Origin of the sequence: Flavimobilis soli, from assembly GCF_002564025.1 — a bacterium.
Classification (GTDB): Bacteria; Actinomycetota; Actinomycetes; order Actinomycetales; family Cellulomonadaceae; genus Flavimobilis; species Flavimobilis soli.
Genome location: NZ_PDJH01000001.1, coordinates 1,643,283 through 1,661,116, shown reverse-complemented (window position 1 = coordinate 1,661,116; position 17,834 = coordinate 1,643,283). Strand labels below are relative to the sequence as shown.

Genomic DNA, 17,834 nt, shown 5'->3' with positions numbered 1-17,834 from the left:
CTCCTAGTGCCCCGCGCGCTCCAGCGCGTCGGCGAGCGGCTCAGCGGTGACCTCCGCGGCCGCCGCGAGCAGCGCGTCGTGCTCCGGGTCGGTGCCGTCGAGGCGCGGCACGTACGCCTCGAGGAAGGTGACGAGAGCCGGGCGCAGCACCGTCGGCGAGTCCGCGCCGTCGCGCAGGACAGCTGCGAGGAGCAGCATGTCCCGGACACGCTCCTGACCGGGCGCGATCGCCGGCTGGAAGTACGGGACGTCGAGGATCACGAGGCCGTGCCGCGCGTAGAAGCCCAGGCGGCGCCACGGGTTGCCGTGATCGGCCGACGCCGCGTGCTTGCGCGGGTCCTCGACCTCCGCGAGCAGCAGGTGCGCGCCGCCCGCGCGTGCGGCGTCGATCGCGGCGTCGAGCAGCGCACCGCCCGTGCCCGACCCGCGCTCGCCCGGACGCACCGCGAGCCACGCGAGCAGCGCCATCACGTCGGTGCCCTGCCCCAGCGCGACGACCGCGCAGCCGAGCGTCTCGCCCGTCTCCGCGTCGGTCGCGAGCAGCACCTCGAGATCGTCGCCCGAGGTCCACGCGAGGAACCGGTCGCGCGGCGGCAGCTCCTCCGGGCCGAACGACGGACTGAGGACCGCGTCGAACAGGGACGCGCGCTCCTCGAGGCTGGTGACGGGCTCGATGGTGCAGGGCCTCATACGGTCATTCTTCGCCGTGGACGACGACCCCGCCCAGCCACGTCTGCACGACGCGGGCCGCACCGATCTCCTCGGCGGGCACGGCGAACAGGTCGCGGTCCACGACCGCCAGGTCGGCGACGTACCCGGGCAGGATCCGCCCGGCGACGTCGTCGAGGCCGTTCGCCCAGGCCGCGCCCGAGGTGTACGCGGCCAGTCCCTGCGCGAGCGTGATCGCCTCGTCCGGGCCGAGCGCGGGTCGGTCCTCGCCGTGCAGGCTGCGGTTCACGGCGACGTGGATCGCCTGGACCGGGTCCGGTGTCGAGACGGGCCAGTCGGAGCCGCCCGCGAGGACGGCGCCCGCCCGCTGGAGCGACGCGAAGGGGTACTGCCAGGTCGTGCGCTCGTCGCCGAGGAAGGGGATGGTCAGCTCGGTCTGCACGTCCTCGCAGTTCGCCCACAGGGGCTGCGCGGAGACGACGGCGCCCACGCGGGCGAAGCGCGCACGGTCGTCCGGGTGTACGACCTGCACGTGCGACAGGATCGGCCGCGTCGTGAGTCGGCCTGCGGCGTCGACCCGCTCAGGGTGGGCGGCTGCAGCGCGCTCGAGCGCGTCGAGCGCGAGCCGCACCGCGCGGTCGCCGATGACGTGGAAGTGCGTCTGGAAGCCCTCGGCAGTGAGCGCCGCGACGATCTCGTCGAGCTGGGTCGGCTCGAAGTACGTGTCGCCGCTGTTGTCGCTCACCGAGCCGTCGGCGTCGAGGTACGGGTCGATCATCGCGGCGGTCAGGGACCCGTCGACGACGCCGTCGACCATGATCTTCACGGACGTCGGCCGGAAGCGGCTCCCGCGCGAGCGCGCACGCCGCGCGACCAGCTCGGCGACCTGCTCCATGCCGCGGCGGTGGTCCCAGCGCAGCGCGCCGACGACCGTGCCGAGCAGCTCGCCGGCCGCCTCGGCACGCTCGTACGCCTGCTGGTCGGCCTCGAGCACGGACGCGTCCTGCCAGGCGGTGATGCCGACCTCGAGCAGCGCCCGCTGGCCGGCGACGAGGTCCCGCTGCAGGCTCTCGACGTCGGGCTCAGGGATGAGCCGCTCGACCAGGTCGGTCGCCCACTCCTGCAGCACGCCCGCCGCCCGTCCGTCGGCGTCACGCTCGACCCGCCCGCCCGGCGGGTCGGCGACCGGGCGCCCGGTGCCGTCGTCGTCCAGGCCCGCTGCGGTGATCGCGAGCGAGTTCGCCCACGCCGCGTGACCGTCGCCGCGGTGGATGAGCGCGGGGCGGTCGGGCACGACCGCGTCGAGCTGTTCCCGCGTCGGCAGGCCGCCGTCGAACAGGTCGGCGTTCCAGCCCCAGCCGGTGACCCACTCGTCCTCGGGGTGCGCGACGGCATACGCGCGGATCGCCTCGAGCGTCCCGTCGAGCGTGCGTTCGTGCAGCACGTTGAGGCGACGGTCCATGCTCGCCGCGAGGATCGGGTGGACGTGCGTGTCCTGGAAGCCCGGCGTCAGCAAGCGTCCGGCGAGGTCGACGACGCGCGTGCCCGGCCCGGCGAGCCCCCGCACCTCGGCCTCGGGGCCGACGGCGAGGATTCGCCCGTCGCGCACCGCGACCGACGCAGGTCTGGACGCCGAGGCGGGGTCGCCGTCGAACACCATGCCTCCGACGAGGAGGACGGCGGCAGGGCGGGAGTCAGTCACCGGGTACCTCCGCGGCGGTCGGGGAGGCGCTGTCGGGGGTAGCGCCTTTGTCGGCGTCGGCCTCGGCAGCGCTCGGGGAGAAGGCGGCGCTCGCGGCGGCAGGCTCGTCGCCGGCCGTGGTCTGGTGGGCGGGACCGCCGGGCGAACCCGGGACCGCGTCGAGCAGGGTGCGCGTGTACGGGTGCTCGGGCTCGCGCAGCACCTGCGCCGTCGGCCCGGTCTCGACGACCTTGCCGGCGCGCATGACGTACACGCGGTCGGTGACCTGCTGCATGACGCCGAGGTCGTGCGAGATGAACAGGATCGTCAGGCCGAGCTCGGCGCGCAGCCGGGCGAGCAGGTCGAGGACCTGCGCCTGGACCGACACGTCGAGCGCGGAGACGGACTCGTCGCAGACGAGGACGCGCGGCGCGGGTGCGAGCGCGCGGGCGATCGCGACCCGTTGCCGCTCGCCGCCCGAGAGGCGCGCGGGTCGGCGTCGCGCGTACGACGTCGGCAGGCCGACCATCGTGAGCAGCTCGTCGACCGTGCGCCGCTCACCGGGGCGTCCCGCGTCCCCGCTTCCCGACTCTCCGCGTGCCGCGACGTCGAGCGCCTCGCGCAGCATCGTGCCGATCGTGAGCGCGGGGTTGAGCGCCGAGTACGGGTCCTGGAAGACGATCTGGACGGCTCGCGCCCGCTGCGCGGGCGTGAGCGCCGTCGTCGCGGCGAGGCCGTCGGCGCCGGGCGCGCGCACCTCGATCGTGCCCTCGTCGGGCGTCTCGAGCCCGACGACGCAGCGCGCGACGGTCGTCTTGCCCGAGCCGGACTCGCCGACGACGCCGACGCACTCGCCGTCGCGCACCTCGATCGTGACGTCGTCGACCGCTCGCTCGTCCGCGCCGCGGAACTGCTTGACGAGGCCGCTCGCGCGCAGCGCGACGGGTGCCTCGGCGCGCTCGCCCGACGTCCGGACGCGCCCGCGCGCGGCCTCCGAGAGCGCCTGCGTGTACGGGTGCTGCGGGTCGGCGAACACGTCGGCGGCGCGGCCGCGCTCGACGATCGTGCCCGCGCGCATGACGACGAGGTCGTCGCAGCGCTCCTCGGCGAGCCCGAGGTCGTGGGTGATGAGGACGAGCGTCATGCCGCGCGCCTGCTGGAGGGAGGCGAGCAGGTCGAGGATCTCGCGCTGGGTCGTGACGTCGAGGGCCGTCGTCGGCTCGTCGGCGATGAGCAGCTGCGGGTCGGACGCGAGCGCCGCAGCGATCGCGACGCGCTGGCGCATGCCGCCCGAGAGCTCGTGCGGGTACTGCCGCGCGACGCGCGCGGGCAGGCCCACCTCGGCGAGCCGGCGCACGACCTCGGCGCGGCGGGCGGCGCGCCCGCGCGTCGGCGAGGACGCCATGACCTGCCAGCCGCACCGGTGCAGCGGGTCGAGGGACGTGAACGGGTCTTGCAGCACGAGGACGACCTTGCGCCCGCGCACCCGCCCCCAGGCGCGCTCGGACGCGGCCAGGTTCACGGGAATGCCGTCGAGCAGGGCGGCACCCGTCGTGGTGACGCCGGTCGGCAGCAGGCCTGTGAGCGCCTTGACGAGCATCGACTTGCCGGAGCCGGACTCCCCGACGACGCCGAGCGTGCGCCCGCGCTCCGCCGCGACGTCGACGCCGTCGACGAGCACGCGCTCGCCCGCGCGGACCGTCAGCCCGCGCACCTCGAGGAAGGCGGTGCTCATGCGCGCACCTCCGTCTCGATCTCGCCCGCGCTCAGGTCGCCCTGCTCGAAGCGCTCCGCGAGCCAGTCACCGACGAGGTTCACGGCCGTCGCCGTGACGATGATCGCGAGCCCCGGCACGACGGATGCGGCGGGGTTGTCGAAGAGGATCGCGCGGCCGTCGGCGAGCTGGCGACCCCAGTCGGCGTCGCCCGGCGCGACGCCGAGACCGAGGTACGACAGCCCCGACATGCTCACGAGCGCGTACGCGACGTTGAGAAACAGGTTGGTCAGCACGAGCGGTCGCACGTTCGGCAGGATGTGCCGCGTCATGACGCGCCACGCGGGCAGCCCGAGGACGCGCGTCGACTCGATGTACGGCCGGTGCGCGTGCTGCTGCACGGCAGACCGCACGAGCCGCGTGTCGCCGGGGGAGAACAGCACGACCAGCACCGCGACGGTCACCCAGTACCCGCCGCCGACGACGCCCGCGACGACGATCGCCAGCAGCAGCGCAGGCATCGCGAGGGTGAGGTCGACGTAGCGCGACACGACCGCGTCGACCCACCCGCCGCGGTACCCCGCGAGCGTGCCGAGGAGGACGCCGATGAGCATCGACCCGAGCGCGACGACGACCGGCCCGACGACGGCCGAGCGCGCTCCCGCGAGCGTGAGGGCGAGGACGTCGCGGCCGAGGGAGTCGGTGCCGAGCAGGTGGCCAGGCGTCCCGGCCGGGGTCGCGCCGAGCGTGATGTCCTGCGCGAGCGCGCCCTCCGCGGCAGGCAGCACCACAAGCACGACGACGGCGAGCAGCACGAGCGCGGAGACCGTCACGACGCCGGGCAGGCGGCGCAGGGCCCGCGTGGCGCGTGCGACTGCACCCGCGCCGGGCCGGCGCCCGCTCATCGGGCCACCCGTGCGCGACGCACGCGCGGGTCGACGAGCACCGCGAAGAGGTCGACGAGCGCCGTCGTCACCCCGATGAACGCGGCGATGACGAGCGTGAGCGCCTGGACCACGGGGATGTCCTTGAACGTGATCGAGTCCGCGAGGAGGACACCGAGGCCCGGCAGGGCGAACGTCGTCTCGACGAGCACCGAGCCGCCGAACAGACCCGCGAGGACGAGCCCGGTGCTCGTGACGATCGGCGTCGCCGCGTTCCGCAGGTACATCGACCGCACGGCCGACGGCGCGAGCCCGCGCGAGCGGGCGAACGCGACGTAGTCCTCACCGAGCTCGCGCAGCACCGCGGTGCGCGTGATCTTCACGACGATCGCCCCGACGCCCAGCGCGAGCGCCACGGCGGGCAGCGCGAGGTGCCACAGCCGGTCGAGGCCCGGCTCGCCGAGCCCGTAGAGCGGGAACCAGCCGAGCATGACCGCGAAGACGTAGAGCAGCAGCAGCCCGACGGCGAAGCCCGGGGCGCTGATCCCGACGATCGACGTCGCGACGATGCCGCGGTCCACGGCGGAACCGTGCCGCTGCGCGGCGCGGATACCGAGCGGCACCCCGAAGCCGAGCGCGAGGAGCGCGGCGAGGCCGGTGAGCAGGAGCGTCACGCCGATGCGGTCGCCGAACATCTGCGTCACCGGGACGCTCGTGCGCACGGACTCGCCGAGGTCACCGGTCAGCGCGTTGCCGAGCCACTTCCAGTACTGCACGAGGAACGGGTCGTCGAGGTGGTACCGGGCGCGGATCGCGGCGACCGTCTCGGGCGCGGCGGGCCGCGTCCCGAGGAGGTTCTTCACGATGTCGCCCGGCGCCACGTAGAGCAGGGAGAACACGATGAACGACAGCACGACGAGCAGCGCGGCCAGGGTGGCCAGGCGCCGCGCGAGGAAACGAGCGACGGTCATGTGTCTCGGTCCTGCTCGGAGGGATCAGCTCGTGGCGGCGATGCGTCCGGGCCAGCTGGTGAGGAAGAAGTAGGACGTGAAGTCCTCGGCGACGACGCGCGGGCCGACCGCGGTCGTCGACGTCCCCCAGAACACCGGAGCGTAGTAGGTCTCCTCGAGCGCGAGGCGGGTCGCCTCGATCACGGAGTCGACGCGCTCGGCCGGGTCGGTCGTCGTCGCGGCCTTGGCCTGCAGCTCGAAGATCGCCGGGTCGCTGAAGAGCGCGGGGTTCCACTCGCCGAGCAGCCAGTCGGTCGGCCAGTCGGTCGGGACCGGCGGCGTGTAGCTCATCCACGAGACGGGCTGCTCGCCGTTGCCGAGCTCGGCGCCCCACTGCGAGGACGGGATCTCCTTGACGTCGAGCGTGATGCCGAGCTCCTTGAGGTTCTCGGCGAGCGCGAGCGAGACCTTGCCGAGGTTCGGGTCGGAGTCCGGGTAGGTCAGCGAGACGGTGAAGCCCTCGGGCGTCGCCGACTGCGCGAGCTCGGCCTTGGCCTTGTCGAGGTCGAACTCCTTCTGCGGCAGGCCTGCGACGGCGGACGCGGCGGCCTCGGCGCCGACGTTGAGCGCGAGCTGCTCGGGCGACGTGATGCCCGTGGCGACCTCGGCGTTGCTCTTGAGGATGCCGTCGACGACGCCGGTGCGGTCGATCGCGTGCGCGACGGCGTTGCGCGCGTGGACGTCGTCGAACGGCGCGAGGTTGGAGTCGAAGGTCAGGCCCTGGTACGAGAGGTTCGAGACGGTCTCGATGCGGGCGCCCTCGGCCTTCTCCCACTGGGCGACCTGGTCGACCGGCACGCCGAGCGCGAGGTCGAGCTTGCCCTCCTGGAACGCGAGGAGGCGCGTCGAGTCGTCGGTGATGAAGTCGAAGCGGAGCTTCTCGGCCTTGGGTGCGGCACCCCAGTAGTCGGCGTTGCGCTCGAGCTGGACGTGCGAGTCGGGCGCGAACTCGGTGACCTTGAACGGGCCGGTGGTCACGAGGAGGTCCTGCGCGGAGCCCCACGCGGTCGCGGCCTCGTAGGACTTCTGCGACGTGACGTACAGCCCTGCGGCGGCCGACGGCGTCCACCCGAACGTGGCGCTCGTGCCGGCGAGCTTGATGGTGATCTCGCGGTCGCCGGTCTTCTCGACGCTCTCGAGCTCGGGCCAGTAGTAGGCGGTCGAGGGGGACCTCTCGGCGTCACGGAAGAGGTTGATCGAGAAGATGACGTCCTCGACGGTGACGGGCGTGCCGTCGGAGAACTTGGCGTCGCGTAGCTGGTAGACCCACGTCGTGTCGTCCGGCTGGGTCCACGACTCGGCGAGCGCGGGGACGAGCTGACCCTCGGCGTCGACGCCGACGAGGCCCTCGGCGAAGGACGTGCCGACGTAGTAGTTGAGGATCATCCCGGTCTGCGCGGTGTTGAGCGTCGAGAGGGACCCGTTGATGCCGACCGTGATCTGGTCGAGCGTCTTGTTCGGGTCGGCCTGCGCGGCGCTCGCCGCGGGCTGTGCCGCGTCGTTCTTGGTCGGCGCGCACGCGCCGAGGGCCAGGACGACGCCGAGGGCGAGCGAGGTGGCGAGCGCGCGGGACGCGGGTCGCGTGAGGCGGAGCGACATGGGACGGGTGTCCTTTCGGGTGCTGCGTGGCGCTCGTGCGAGGGGGGTCGAGCGTCAGGGGGGCCAGCGCGCCGGCGTAGCGCAGCGGGGGGCTGGGTCCGGTGAAAGTACAGCGCTGCGCGCCGTTCCTCCAAACTAGAGCGGCGGAGTCTAGAGATGTGGATGGGCCGACGTGATCTGCGTCTCGACGGTGACGCACGAGTCGAGCGTCCGCGCGATCGCGCGCCGTTCCGCGGTCGTCACGCTGAGCGCCCAGCGCGCCTTCACGGACACCTGCGTCGCGACGTAACGGCAGCGGTAGCCCCGCTGTGGCGGGAGCCACGCGTCGGCCGACGCCGCACCCTTGTCCTGGTTGGCCGCCCCGTCGACAGCGAGCAGGTTCTGCGGGTCGTTCGCGAAGCGCGTGCGCTCCTCGGCCGTCCACGCGTGCGCGCCCGAGCGCCAGGCGTCGGCGAGCGCGACGACGTGGTCGACCTGGACGAGCGAGCTCGTGTCCTGCCCGCGGCGGAAGTCGATGCCCTGCCCCGTGTAGCGGTCGGCGAGCCGGCCGCTGAGGACGACGCAGTCCCGTGTGCCGGGCTTGAAGGTCACGGCGGTCAGGTCGCGCGCGAGGACGTCGTTGCGGGTGTCACAGCCGTTGCGGTCGACGTCGGCCCACGCTGGCCCGAAGGCGTCGCGGTCGTACGCGGGCGCGCGAGGGGTGTCGACGACAGGGAGTGCGGCGAGGTCGGCGCGCGCCTGCGCGAGCTGTGCGGCGGTCACGGGGTACGTCGTCCCCGTGCTCCGGTCGCCGAGCAGCAGGGCGGCGAGCACCGCGGCGAGCAGGACGGCGACGCTCAGCAGGAACCGCAGCGCGCGACGTCGTGCACGGGCCCGGCCTCGGGGCGCCCGGCCGCGGCCGGGCTGCCTGCGCGGGCGGGAGCCGCCCCGGCCGGACGGGCGGCGGGAGCGCGCAGGGGAGAGAGCGACGGTCGGCACCGGACAAGGATGGTCGATCCGACCGACACGCGGGCGCACACCGACGGAGCGACGGCGTCGACGACCGTCGCCGCGCGCTGTGGGCGGGCTAGCTGCGCACGCCCGGCTCGGCCGACCACGTCACGACCACGGCCGCGCAGACCGCGGCCGAGACCAGCGCGACGAGCCACGACTCGCGGGTCAGCGCACCGAGCGTCGTGACGGCGTGCGCCGCGACGACGAGCGCTGCCGCCCACGTGCGCACCGCGTGCACCACGGCTGGCGTCCGCGTCAGACGACCCGTCCACAGGGCCTCGGCCGTCGACGCGAGCGCACCCGCGAGGACGATCGCCGCGACGATCACCGCGGTCCGGGACAGGACGCCCGCGCTCGCGGTCCCGTCGAGACCGGCTGCGGCGATCGCGCGGGACGCGAGCACCATGATCAGCCACCCGGCCGCGAGGACCTCGATGCCGAGCGCGGCGGCGACGACCCGAGAGCGCAGCCGCGTCCGCGTGCTGCGGCCCGCTGCGGTGAGCGTGGTCGACGCGCGATCTCGGCGCACGTTCATGACGATGCTGTTGCCACTCATGGAGCCCCCTGGTTCCGTCTGTCCCTGCGATTCTGGCGCGCAGGGCCGACTGAGTCATCATCCCTAGGAATGAGAATTCATCCATCCGTTACCGGGTGAAAGCACGCTCGCGGCGGCGTACGCACAGGTCACAGGCTCGCGCGTCAACGAGCGTAGATCGTGCTCCCGGACGGGTCGGCGCGGCACCATGCACGGCCGAGGGCGCCGTCGGGCAGGTCGTTCGTCGCCGCCCGCTCGAGGCGCGCCGCGTCCGCGAGGCTCGCCCACGCAGACACGCGCGCGCCCGCCGCGTCACCCAGGCGCCCCGTGACGAGGGCGTGGTCGCCGCGCGGCGAGACGCCGTCGACGACGAGCGGCAGGTCGCCAGGACCGCCCTCGCCGTCGACGAGGCGCAGGGCGGTCGGCGCGAGCACCGCCCACGCCTCCGCACCCGCGACCGGTGCGGCGCTGGGCACCGTCGTCGCGACGCCCGGGAGCACCGTCCCGTCGGCGAGCCGCAGGCCGCCCGCGACCGCCGTCCCGTGCACACGACCGAGCCCCGCGAAGTGCGCCGCGAAGTCCGAGCGCGGCAGCGTCAGCGCCAGGTCGGTCGGCGCGTCGTCGACCACCTCGCCCGCCTCGAGCACGACGACACGGTCCGCGAGCGTGAGCACGTCCAGGACGTCGTGGCTCACGAGCAGGGTCGCGTGGCGCTCCTGGCCGGCCAGCAGGTGGCGCACCTGCGCCGCCGCACGCACGTCGAGCGACGCCGACGGTTCGTCGAGCACGAGCACCTGCGGCCGGGACGCGAGCGCCCGCGCGAGCGCGACCCGCGCCGCCTGCCCGCCCGACAGCCTTGCGCGGCGCACACCGACGAGCTCCGGCACACCGACCGCCTCGAGCCACCCCTCGGCCTCAGCCCGCGCCCGGCCGCGCGGCACGCCCTGCGCGCGCAGCCCGAACGCGACGTTCTCGACGACCGAGAGATGGTCGAACAGCAGCGGCTCCTGCCCGAGCAGCCCGACGTGCCGCTCGTGCGGCGGTACCCACGTCGCGGCGTCGGCCACCGTGCGGCCGCCGAGACGGACGTGCCCCGCGGTCGGGCGCACGAGCCCGGCGACGAGCTCGACGAGCGTCGACTTGCCCGAGCCGTTCGGCCCGACGAGCGCGACGCGCTCTCCCGACGCGACCGTGAGCGCCGCGCGCACGCGGCCCGCGACGTGCGCGTCGACCTCGAGCGCGGCGGCCGTCATGACGCCACCTCGCGGGAGGTGCGGCTCGCGGGCCGGTCGGTCGTGCGCGACGCCCGCCGGTCCGTCGCGCCGTACGCGACGACGACGAGCACGGCCGCGACCGCCATGAGGACGATCGCGAGCGCGATCGCGGCGTCGGCGTCTGCCTCCCGGCGCAGGTAGATCTCGAGCGGCAGAGTCCGCGTCGTGCCCTGCAGCGAGCCCGCGAACGTGAGCGTCGCACCGAACTCGCCGAGCGCGCGCGCGAACGCGAGCACCGCCCCGGCCGCGAGGCCCGGCAGCAGGCGCGGCAGCGTGACGCGCCACAGCACGCGCGACGGGCGCGCGCCGAGCGTGGCCGCGATCGCCTCGTGCCGCGTCCCCGCCGTGCGCAGCGCGCCCTCGCAGGTCAGCACGAGGAACGGCATCGCGATGAACGTCTGCGCGAGCACGACGGCCGTCGTCGAGAACGCGATCGACACCCCCCACGCGTCGAGGTGCTGGCCGAGCAGCCCGCGCCGCCCGAACGCCGTCAGCAGCGCGAGGCCACCGACGACCGGCGGCAGCACGAGCGGCAGCAGCACGACCGCGCGCACGAGTGACAGCCAGCGCGCCCGGCCGCGCGCGAGGACGAGCGCGATCGGCACGCCGAGGGCGACGCACAGCGCCGTCGTCGCGAGAGACGTCCGCAGCGACAAGCCGAGTGCGTCCAGCGAGGCCTCGGTCGTCACGAGCTCCGGGAGCCGGGCGAGGTCGACCCGCAGCACGACGCCGAGGAGCGGCACCGCGACGAGCAGCAGACCGATCGCCGCCGGCACGAGCACCCACCGCGGCAGGCGCGCGGCGACGTCCGCCCGCTGCGTCGCGGCGCTGCGCGTCGGGGCCGTCACGCTTGCCTGAAGCCCAGGTCCGCGAAGATCCCGACGGCGGTCTCCGAGAGCAGGAAGTCCGCGAACGCGGCAGCGGCCTCCGAGTTGTCGCCCGCGAGCGGCGCGGCCTGGTACGAGTTCATGGCGACCTCGCACTCGTCGCACGGCACGATGCCGATGTTCTCGTAGATGACCTCGGTCTCGTAGACGAGGCCCGCGTCGGCCTCGCCCGCGAGGACCTTCGCGACGACGTCGGTCACGCTCGACTCCTCGGAGACCGGGTGGAGCTCGACGCCCGTGGCCTCCGCGACGCGCTGCGCCGCAGCGCCGCACGGGACCTCGGGCGCGCACGCGACGAGCGCGACGTCGCCGTCGAGGTCCGCGAACGATCGGATGCCCGCCGGGTTGCCGAGCGGCGTCGCGATGAGCAGGGCGTTCTTCGCGAACGTGCGGGCAGGTGCCTGGACCAGCTCCGGCGCCTCGGACACGACGCGCTGCATCGTGCGCTCGTCCGCAGTCGCGAGCACGTCCGCCGGCGCACCCTCGAGGACCTGCGCGACGAGGTCCTGCGACCCCGCGTACGAGAACCGGACCTCGACGCCCGTCTCCTCGGTGAACCGCTCACCGACCTGCTCGAACGCCGTCGCGAGCGACGCCGCCGCGAAGACGGTGATCGGCTGCCCGCCGGCGAGCTCCGCGCCGAGCGTCGGGGGCGTCTCGTCGTCCGTGCAGGCGGTCAGTCCGGCGGCGAGCACGAGCGCGGCGATTGCGGCGACGTGCGGTCGGCGGTGCACCGGTGACCTCCAGGCGTTTCGACGAGCGGGCTCGGGAGCGATCCTAGGCCCGGGCGCGGGCACGCCCGAAGCGTGACCGCAGGCTCGCCGCACACCGGGTGGACGCCTGCGGCCGTCCTGTTTTCACGGCGGTATCGTGGCTGAGAACGTTCGACGACGTCGCAGGAGGCGCCCCGTGACCACTGCCGCCACCTGGCACGTCCACGTCATCACCGTCTCCGACCGGTGCGCGTCCGGCGACGCGGTCGACCTCTCCGGTCCCCTCGCCGCGAAGATCCTCACCACCTCCGGCTTCCACGTGACGACGTCCCTCGTGGCCGACGGCGCAGCCCAGGTGGGCGACGCCATCACGGCCGCTCTCGTCGACGGAGCCCGAGCCGTCGTGACGACCGGCGGCACGGGCGTGACACCCCGCGACCAGACTCCGGAGGGCACGCGGCCCCTGCTCGCCGCCGAGCTCCCCGGCATCGCCGAGGAGCTGCGCCGCCGCGGCGCCGAGACCGTCCCGGCCGCGCTCCTGTCCCGCGGCCTCGCAGGCGTCGCGCACGTCCCCGGGCCCGACGGCGGCACGCGCCGCGGCGTCGTCGTGAACCTTCCCGGCTCGCAGGGCGGGGTTCGCGACGGCCTCGACCTGCTCGCGCCGCTCCTTCCTCACCTCCTCGACCAGCTCGACGGCGGCGACCACACGGGCGAGCTCGCATGACGACCGCCCCGGTCGCGACCGCCGTCCGCCTCGCCCGCGTCACCGACGCGCCGCTGAGCATCGACGCCCACATCGAGGCCGTACGGTCGAGCGCCGCAGGCGCGGTCGCGACGTTCATCGGCCAGGTCCGCGACCACGACCCGTCGGTCGTCGGCGAGGTCGTAGGCCTCGAGTACTCCGCGCACCCCGACGCCGAGCGCATCCTCGCGGAGGTCGCCGCGCGCGTCGCCGCACCCGGGACTCTCGTCGCGATCTCGCACCGCACGGGCCTGCTCGACGTCGGCGGACTCGCCTTGGTCGCGGCCGTGTCCGCCGCGCACCGGCGGCTCGCGTTCGAGACGTGCGAGGCGCTCGTCGAGGGCGTCAAGGTCGAGATCCCCGTGTGGAAGCGCGAGATCCTGCGCGACGGCACCTACCACTGGGTGGGCTTGTGACTCTCCTGCCCCTGCCGCGGGTGCGGCCGCAGGGCCAGGTCCCGGACGCCGGCACTGGTACTCCAGCCGCGAGCGGGCCGGGCGTGCCAGGTGGTGCGCCAGGCGCTGCGTCGAGCGGGCCGGGCGGTGCGTCGAGCAGGCCGGGCGCTGCGCCGCTGGGGCTGGGCGCCGCGCGGATCGGCGCGGCGGGGCTCGGCGCGCGACCCGCGCTCGTCGACGGCTTCGGGCGCGTGCACCGCGACCTGCGCATCTCCCTGACCGACCGCTGCTCCCTGCGCTGCCTGTACTGCATGCCCGCCGAGGGCGTGCCGTGGCTGCCGAAGGACACGCTGCTCACGACCCCGGAGATGGTGCGCATCGCGCGCGCCGCCGTCGCGGCCGGCGTCCGCGAGATCCGCCTGACCGGCGGGGAGCCGCTCCTGCGGCCCGACGTCGTCGACGTCGTCGCCGCCCTCGCCGAGCTGCGCGCCCCCGACGACGCGCCCGACGCGGGGACGCCCGTCGAGCTCTCCCTCACGACGAACGGGCTCGCCCTGCCGCGCGTGGCCGACCGGCTCGTCGAGGCGGGCCTGGCGCGCGTCAACATCTCGATCGACACGCTCGACCGGGAGCGCTTCGCGACCCTGACGCGCCGCGACCGGCTCGACGACGTGATCGCCGGCATCGATGCCGCGCTCGCCGCAGGGCTCGCGCCCGTGAAGCTCAACGCCGTCGCGATGCGCGGCGTCAACGACGACGAGATCGTCGCGCTCACACGCTTCGCCGTCGAGCGCGGGTGCGAGATGCGGTTCATCGAGCAGATGCCGCTCGACGCCGGCCACGTGTGGAACCGCGTCGAGATGGTCGGCGGTCAGGAGATCCTCGACGTGCTCGCGCGCGAGTTCACGCTCACGGCCGTCGGGGACCGCGGTGCCGCGCCCGCAGAGAAGCTCCTGCTCGACGACGGTCCGGCGACCGTCGGCGTGATCGCGTCGGTGACCGCGCCGTTCTGCGGGTCGTGCGACCGTGTGCGGCTCACCGCAGACGGCTACCTGCGGTCGTGCCTCTTCGCGCGCGAGGAGACAGACCTGCGGTCCGTCGTGCGGTCCGGTGCGGACGACGCCGCGATCGACGCCGCCCTGCGCGCGTGCCTCGCCGGGAAGAAGGCCGGGCACGGCATCGGCGACCCGGACTTCGAGCAGCCGGACCGTCCGATGAGCGCGATCGGCGGCTGAGCGCGCCCGGCGGCTGAGCGCGGCATGGCCGCGGCGGCTACTTCCCCCGCGCCCCGCGGGTGTGCCGCGAGGTCGTGACTTCTGTACCGAGGTCGTGAGCTAGAGCTCACGACCTCGTGCTGAAACTCACGACCTCGGTGGGAGCCGGGGCCCCGGCTCGGCAGGCCCGCGCCAAGTTCGGCGTTGGGCCAGTGCTTCGGCCCGGCCGAGTCACGACCGCGGTGCGGCGTCGGCCGCTCAGCCGCCGGCGAAGGGCGGCAGGACGTCGACCGTCGCGGACGCGGGTACCGGCTCCGCGTCGTCGGACGCTCGGCGGCCGTCGACGAGCAGCGCGCACCGGTCCAGGACCGTCCCGAGCCGCGCGACGCCGCCCAGGTGCGCGCGCAGCGCACCCACCGTGGCGACGTCGACCCGCAGCTCTGCCGCACCCGCGGCTTCCGCGGCACCGGCGAACAGCCTGACCTGCGCCATCAGGCCTCCTCGGCCGCGCCCGCGGCGTCGGGGCGCCACGTCGAGACGAGCGCGGCAGCCTTGGTCGAGAGCTCGCGCACAGCGGCGGTCGTGTCCGGCTCGCCCGCCGACGAGTCTGTCGCGATCCCGGTCGAGAGACCTGCGGCAAAGCCGATCGCGAAGGTCGTCAGCGGCCCCGCGGGGCGTGCGACGCCGTGCGCGGCGACGCGCGTGACGTCGAGGAGGGCGTCGATGTCGACCTCCCCGAAGGACACGCCGAGCTCGCGCTCGAGCGCAGCCATCCACTCGACGAGCGTGACGCGGACATCGATGCTGTCGGACGGGCTCATGGGATCACCTCGTAGTCAGGGGCAGCGTGTGACTCCATCCTTCCACCGGCGGCCGCTCTACCGCTGCTGGTCGGCACCGCCGCTCAGTGCGTCGAGGTCCGCCCACGTGTCGACGTCGGCGCTCGCCCCGGACACGTCGTCGACCCTGACCAGCTCGAACCCGCCGACGAGGGCGCGGACGCTCGCGCCCGTGAGTGAGCCGCGCTCGGCCGTGAGCGCTGCGAGCGCCTCCGCCAGGGCGGCGCGGCGGTACACGCCGAGCAGCCACTGGTCGCGCCCGTCCGCCCGTGCGCACGCGCCGTCCGCGCCGGGAGCCTCCTGGAGCGCGTGCACGAGCGCGGGCAGCATTCGGGCGCCGCCGGGCACGTCGCACGCGACGACCCCGACCAGGTCGCCGGCGCTCCCGACGGAGGGCGCGGCGTCGGCGACGAGGTCGCCGGCGCCCCCGACGGAGGGCGCGGCGTCGGCCCGGGGGCACGGACCCGCGTCGGCGTGCGTCGTCTCGGAGGGAGTCGCGTCGCTCCCGGCTCCGGACGGCGTCATCGAGGCCGCGCCGACGCGCGCGGGTTCCACACCGTCGAGTACCGCGAGCCCCGCCGCGATCCCCGCGACCGGACCGCCGAACGGCGGGTCCTCCTGCACCTGGACGAGCGGCAGCGGGGACGGCACCGCGACGTCGGGCGGGCCGACCACCGCGACCCGCCGCACGAGCCGCGACCCCGCGAGCCCGTCGAGGACGTGCGCGAGCAGCGCGCGCCCGTCGAGCTGGACGTGCGGCTTGGCCGCGCCGTCCAGCCGCCGCGCCCGACCACCCGCGAGCACGACGGCGTCGAGCACGGGCTCGGCTGGCGTCGGCGGGACGGTCACGTCAGCCCTCGCGGTACCAGTCGCCCGACTTGCCGCCCGTCTTCGCGACAAGCTCGACGTTCGCGATGTGCACCGACTTGTCCATGCCCTTGACCATGTCGACGACCGCGAGGGCCGCGACGCTCACCGCCGTGAGCGCCTCCATCTCGACGCCCGTGCGGTCGGCCGTGCGGACGGTCGCGACGATGTCGACGCCGTCGTCCGTCACCTCAAGGTCGACGACCGCGCCGTGCACGCCGATCACGTGCGCGAGCGGCAGCAGCTCAGCCGTGCGCTTCGCCCCGGCGATGCCCGCGATGCGCGCGACGGCGAGGACGTCGCCCTTCGGCGTCGACCCGTCGCGCAGCGCCGCGACGACCGCGGGCGTGCACGCGACCCGGCCGCGCGCCGTCGCAGAGCGGACGGTCGGCACCTTCTCGGTGACGTCGACCATGCGCGCGTGGCCGGACTGGTCGAGGTGCGTGAAGGTGCTCATCGATCGATCTCCATCAGGGTGAGGACGTCGCCGGGACGCACCTCGACGACGTCCGCGGGGACGACGGCGAGAGCCTCGGCGAGGGCGAGGGACGCGACGAGGTGCGAGCCGGAGCCGCCGGCCGTCGCGGGGCGGACGCCGTCGTCGGTGACGACGACGGGGACGTGCTGGGTGCGGCCGGCCGGGCTGCGCCAGCCGGTCGCTGCGGCGACCCGCCGCGTGGGTGCGTGCGGCGTCTGGCCCAGCAGCGCGCGGAGCAGCGGCCGCACGACGACCTCGAACGACACGAACACGCTCACCGGGTTGCCCGGCAGGGTGACGATCGGCGTGCCGTGCACGCGACCGTGGCCCTGCGGCTTGCCGGGCTGCATCGCGACCTTCGTGAACGTGACTGCGGGCGCACCGTCGGGGCCGGGTGCGGAGAGCAGCTCCTTGACGACGTCGTGCGCGCCCGCGCTCACGCCGCCCGACGTGACGATCAGGTCAGCGTGCGCGGCCGCGTCGAGGGCGGCGCGCAGGGCCGCCGGGTCGTCGGCGACCGCGCCGACGCGGTGCACCTCCGCGCCAGCCGCGCGGGCGAGGCCCGCGAGCAGGGTCGAGTTGGAGTCGGGGATCTGGCCGTGCGCGAGCGGCTCGCCCGGAGCGCGCAGCTCCGCGCCCGTCGACAGGACGTGCACGCGCGGGCGGCGCACGACGTCGAGCGTCGCGTACCCGACCGACGCAGCGGCCGAGGTGTGGCGTGCGGTGAGGCGCGTGCCCGCGGTGATGACGACGTCGTCCGGGCTGACGTCGTCGGCCGCGTGCCGCACGTGCGCGCCCTCGCTCGGCGCGGCGACGATCTCGACGCGGACCGTGTCGCCGCCACCGGTGAACGTGCCGGTGACGGTCTGCTCGACGGGCACGACGGCGTCCGCCCCGGGAGGCAGGGGCGCGCCCGTCATGATCCGCGCCGCCTGTCCGGGGCCGACGTGCGGGCGGTCGGTGCTCCCGGCGGGGAGGTCGGCGACGATCTCGAGCGCGACCGGGGACTGTGCGCGCGCGGTGAGGACGTCGGCGCGCCGGACCGCGAAGCCGTCCATCGCCGAGTTGTCGAACGGGGGCACGGCGAGACGTGCGCGCAGGTCGGCCGCGAGGACGCGGCCTGGGGCGTCGTCGAGCGTGACCGTCTCGGTCGCGCGCTCGTGACCGTCCGCGAGCGCGAGCACCTGCGCGACATAGTCGGCGACTGAGAGCAGCGGAGCAGGCACGCACCCAATCTAGTCGGGCGGCGGGTGGCGACCGTCGGGCCACCGCCAGGTGGTCCGACGGCCGGGCCGCCGGGCGGTGAGTCCGTCAGCTCCGGCGGCTGGGCCGCCGGGCGG

General features: G+C 74.9%; 19 protein-coding genes. 3 read left to right on the top strand and 16 right to left on the bottom strand.

The genetic code is table 11. The annotated features are described in order from the left end of the window. Positions 1-3 precede the first annotated feature (3 nt). From ATL41_RS07565 to modA, 11 genes are all read right to left on the bottom strand, one after another. Positions 4-690, bottom strand: a complete 687-nt coding sequence (locus tag ATL41_RS07565) for a GNAT family N-acetyltransferase (RefSeq protein WP_098457935.1) — start codon at positions 688-690, stop codon at positions 4-6. A 4-nt stretch (positions 691-694) separates the two neighbouring features. Next, positions 695-2,371, bottom strand: a complete 1,677-nt coding sequence (locus ATL41_RS07560; RefSeq protein WP_245854683.1) for an amidohydrolase — start codon at positions 2,369-2,371, stop codon at positions 695-697. Beyond that, on the bottom strand, positions 2,364-4,085 hold the full coding sequence (locus tag ATL41_RS07555) for a dipeptide ABC transporter ATP-binding protein (RefSeq protein ID WP_098457934.1): 1,722 nt from the start codon (positions 4,083-4,085) through the stop codon (positions 2,364-2,366). Before ATL41_RS07555 ends, ATL41_RS07560 begins: the two co-directional genes overlap by 8 nt. Further along, entirely contained in the window at positions 4,082-4,969 is an 888-nt protein-coding gene (locus tag ATL41_RS07550) for an ABC transporter permease (RefSeq protein WP_098457933.1), read from the bottom strand. Before ATL41_RS07550 ends, ATL41_RS07555 begins: the two co-directional genes overlap by 4 nt. Beyond that, complete coding sequence (locus ATL41_RS07545; protein ID WP_098457932.1) at positions 4,966-5,919, bottom strand: ABC transporter permease; 954 nt, start codon at positions 5,917-5,919, stop codon at positions 4,966-4,968. The genes ATL41_RS07550 and ATL41_RS07545 overlap by 4 nt, the downstream gene beginning before the upstream one ends. Positions 5,920-5,943: 24 nt before the next feature. Further along, positions 5,944-7,557 carry an ABC transporter substrate-binding protein gene (locus tag ATL41_RS07540; RefSeq protein WP_098457931.1) on the bottom strand — a complete coding sequence of 538 codons (1,614 nt, stop codon included), beginning with the start codon at positions 7,555-7,557 and terminating at the stop codon, positions 5,944-5,946. A 150-nt stretch (positions 7,558-7,707) separates the two neighbouring features. After that, positions 7,708-8,535 (bottom strand): HNH endonuclease family protein, encoded by an 828-nt coding sequence (locus tag ATL41_RS07535; RefSeq protein WP_245854681.1) that lies wholly within the window; start codon positions 8,533-8,535, stop codon positions 7,708-7,710. Positions 8,536-8,623: 88 nt separating this feature from the next. Then, positions 8,624-9,106: a hypothetical protein gene (locus tag ATL41_RS07530; protein ID WP_098457930.1), complete on the bottom strand. Its 483-nt coding sequence runs from the start codon at positions 9,104-9,106 to the stop codon at positions 8,624-8,626. 143 nt (positions 9,107-9,249) lie between these two features. Then, entirely contained in the window at positions 9,250-10,338 is a 1,089-nt protein-coding gene (locus ATL41_RS07525) for a sulfate/molybdate ABC transporter ATP-binding protein (protein ID WP_098457929.1), read from the bottom strand. Further along, positions 10,335-11,207 carry an ABC transporter permease gene (locus tag ATL41_RS07520; protein ID WP_098457928.1) on the bottom strand — a complete coding sequence of 291 codons (873 nt, stop codon included), beginning with the start codon at positions 11,205-11,207 and terminating at the stop codon, positions 10,335-10,337. Before ATL41_RS07520 ends, ATL41_RS07525 begins: the two co-directional genes overlap by 4 nt. Then, positions 11,204-11,980 (bottom strand): molybdate ABC transporter substrate-binding protein, encoded by a 777-nt coding sequence (gene modA, locus ATL41_RS07515; protein ID WP_098457927.1) that lies wholly within the window; start codon positions 11,978-11,980, stop codon positions 11,204-11,206. The genes ATL41_RS07520 and modA overlap by 4 nt, the downstream gene beginning before the upstream one ends. Before the next feature lie 175 nt (positions 11,981-12,155). Here modA and ATL41_RS07510 point away from each other — a divergent pair, with 175 nt between their 5' ends. The 3 genes from ATL41_RS07510 to moaA all read left to right on the top strand — a co-directional run bounded on the left by ATL41_RS07510 (position 12,156) and on the right by moaA (position 14,331). Beyond that, entirely contained in the window at positions 12,156-12,683 is a 528-nt protein-coding gene (locus ATL41_RS07510) for a molybdenum cofactor synthesis domain-containing protein (protein ID WP_098457926.1), read from the top strand. After that, positions 12,680-13,117 carry a molybdenum cofactor biosynthesis protein MoaE gene (locus ATL41_RS07505; protein ID WP_098457925.1) on the top strand — a complete coding sequence of 146 codons (438 nt, stop codon included), beginning with the start codon at positions 12,680-12,682 and terminating at the stop codon, positions 13,115-13,117. The genes ATL41_RS07510 and ATL41_RS07505 overlap by 4 nt, the downstream gene beginning before the upstream one ends. Before the next feature lie 155 nt (positions 13,118-13,272). Then, entirely contained in the window at positions 13,273-14,331 is a 1,059-nt protein-coding gene (gene moaA, locus ATL41_RS07500; RefSeq protein WP_098458980.1) for a GTP 3',8-cyclase MoaA, read from the top strand. Between the two features lie 237 nt (positions 14,332-14,568). Here moaA and ATL41_RS07495 read toward each other — a convergent pair whose 3' ends face one another. Genes ATL41_RS07495 through ATL41_RS07475 form a run of 5 tightly spaced genes read right to left on the bottom strand, consistent with a single transcriptional unit; the run spans position 14,569 to position 17,720 of the window. Continuing rightward, a complete protein-coding gene (locus ATL41_RS07495; protein WP_098457924.1) occupies positions 14,569-14,802 on the bottom strand; it encodes a MoaD/ThiS family protein in 234 nt (77 codons plus the stop codon). Continuing rightward, on the bottom strand, positions 14,802-15,131 hold the full coding sequence (locus ATL41_RS07490) for a DUF6457 domain-containing protein (protein ID WP_098457923.1): 330 nt from the start codon (positions 15,129-15,131) through the stop codon (positions 14,802-14,804). Before ATL41_RS07490 ends, ATL41_RS07495 begins: the two co-directional genes overlap by 1 nt. Positions 15,132-15,188: 57 nt before the next feature. Next, complete coding sequence (gene mobA / locus ATL41_RS07485) at positions 15,189-15,998, bottom strand: molybdenum cofactor guanylyltransferase (protein ID WP_169924514.1); 810 nt, start codon at positions 15,996-15,998, stop codon at positions 15,189-15,191. A 1-nt stretch (position 15,999) separates the two neighbouring features. After that, positions 16,000-16,473 (bottom strand): cyclic pyranopterin monophosphate synthase MoaC, encoded by a 474-nt coding sequence (gene moaC / locus ATL41_RS07480; protein ID WP_098457921.1) that lies wholly within the window; start codon positions 16,471-16,473, stop codon positions 16,000-16,002. Beyond that, entirely contained in the window at positions 16,470-17,720 is a 1,251-nt protein-coding gene (locus ATL41_RS07475; RefSeq protein ID WP_245854679.1) for a molybdopterin molybdotransferase MoeA, read from the bottom strand. The genes moaC and ATL41_RS07475 overlap by 4 nt, the downstream gene beginning before the upstream one ends. Between the last annotated feature and the right edge of the window lie 114 nt (positions 17,721-17,834).

What these genes read in the sequence shown, in the direction of transcription:
- ATL41_RS07505 (WP_098457925.1), top strand. Translation starts at nt 12,680, where the DNA reads ATGACGACCGCCCCGGTCGCGACCGCCGTCCGCCTCGCCCGCGTCACC.
- ATL41_RS07550 (WP_098457933.1), bottom strand. Translation starts at nt 4,969, where the DNA reads ATGAGCGGGCGCCGGCCCGGCGCGGGTGCAGTCGCACGCGCCACGCGG.
- moaC (WP_098457921.1), bottom strand. Translation starts at nt 16,473, where the DNA reads ATGAGCACCTTCACGCACCTCGACCAGTCCGGCCACGCGCGCATGGTC.
- ATL41_RS07540 (WP_098457931.1), bottom strand. Translation starts at nt 7,557, where the DNA reads ATGTCGCTCCGCCTCACGCGACCCGCGTCCCGCGCGCTCGCCACCTCG.
- ATL41_RS07490 (WP_098457923.1), bottom strand. Translation starts at nt 15,131, where the DNA reads ATGAGCCCGTCCGACAGCATCGATGTCCGCGTCACGCTCGTCGAGTGG.
- ATL41_RS07530 (WP_098457930.1), bottom strand. Translation starts at nt 9,106, where the DNA reads ATGAGTGGCAACAGCATCGTCATGAACGTGCGCCGAGATCGCGCGTCG.
- ATL41_RS07525 (WP_098457929.1), bottom strand. Translation starts at nt 10,338, where the DNA reads ATGACGGCCGCCGCGCTCGAGGTCGACGCGCACGTCGCGGGCCGCGTG.
- ATL41_RS07545 (WP_098457932.1), bottom strand. Translation starts at nt 5,919, where the DNA reads ATGACCGTCGCTCGTTTCCTCGCGCGGCGCCTGGCCACCCTGGCCGCG.
- ATL41_RS07565 (WP_098457935.1), bottom strand. Translation starts at nt 690, where the DNA reads ATGAGGCCCTGCACCATCGAGCCCGTCACCAGCCTCGAGGAGCGCGCG.
- ATL41_RS07495 (WP_098457924.1), bottom strand. Translation starts at nt 14,802, where the DNA reads ATGGCGCAGGTCAGGCTGTTCGCCGGTGCCGCGGAAGCCGCGGGTGCG.
- ATL41_RS07555 (WP_098457934.1), bottom strand. Translation starts at nt 4,085, where the DNA reads ATGAGCACCGCCTTCCTCGAGGTGCGCGGGCTGACGGTCCGCGCGGGC.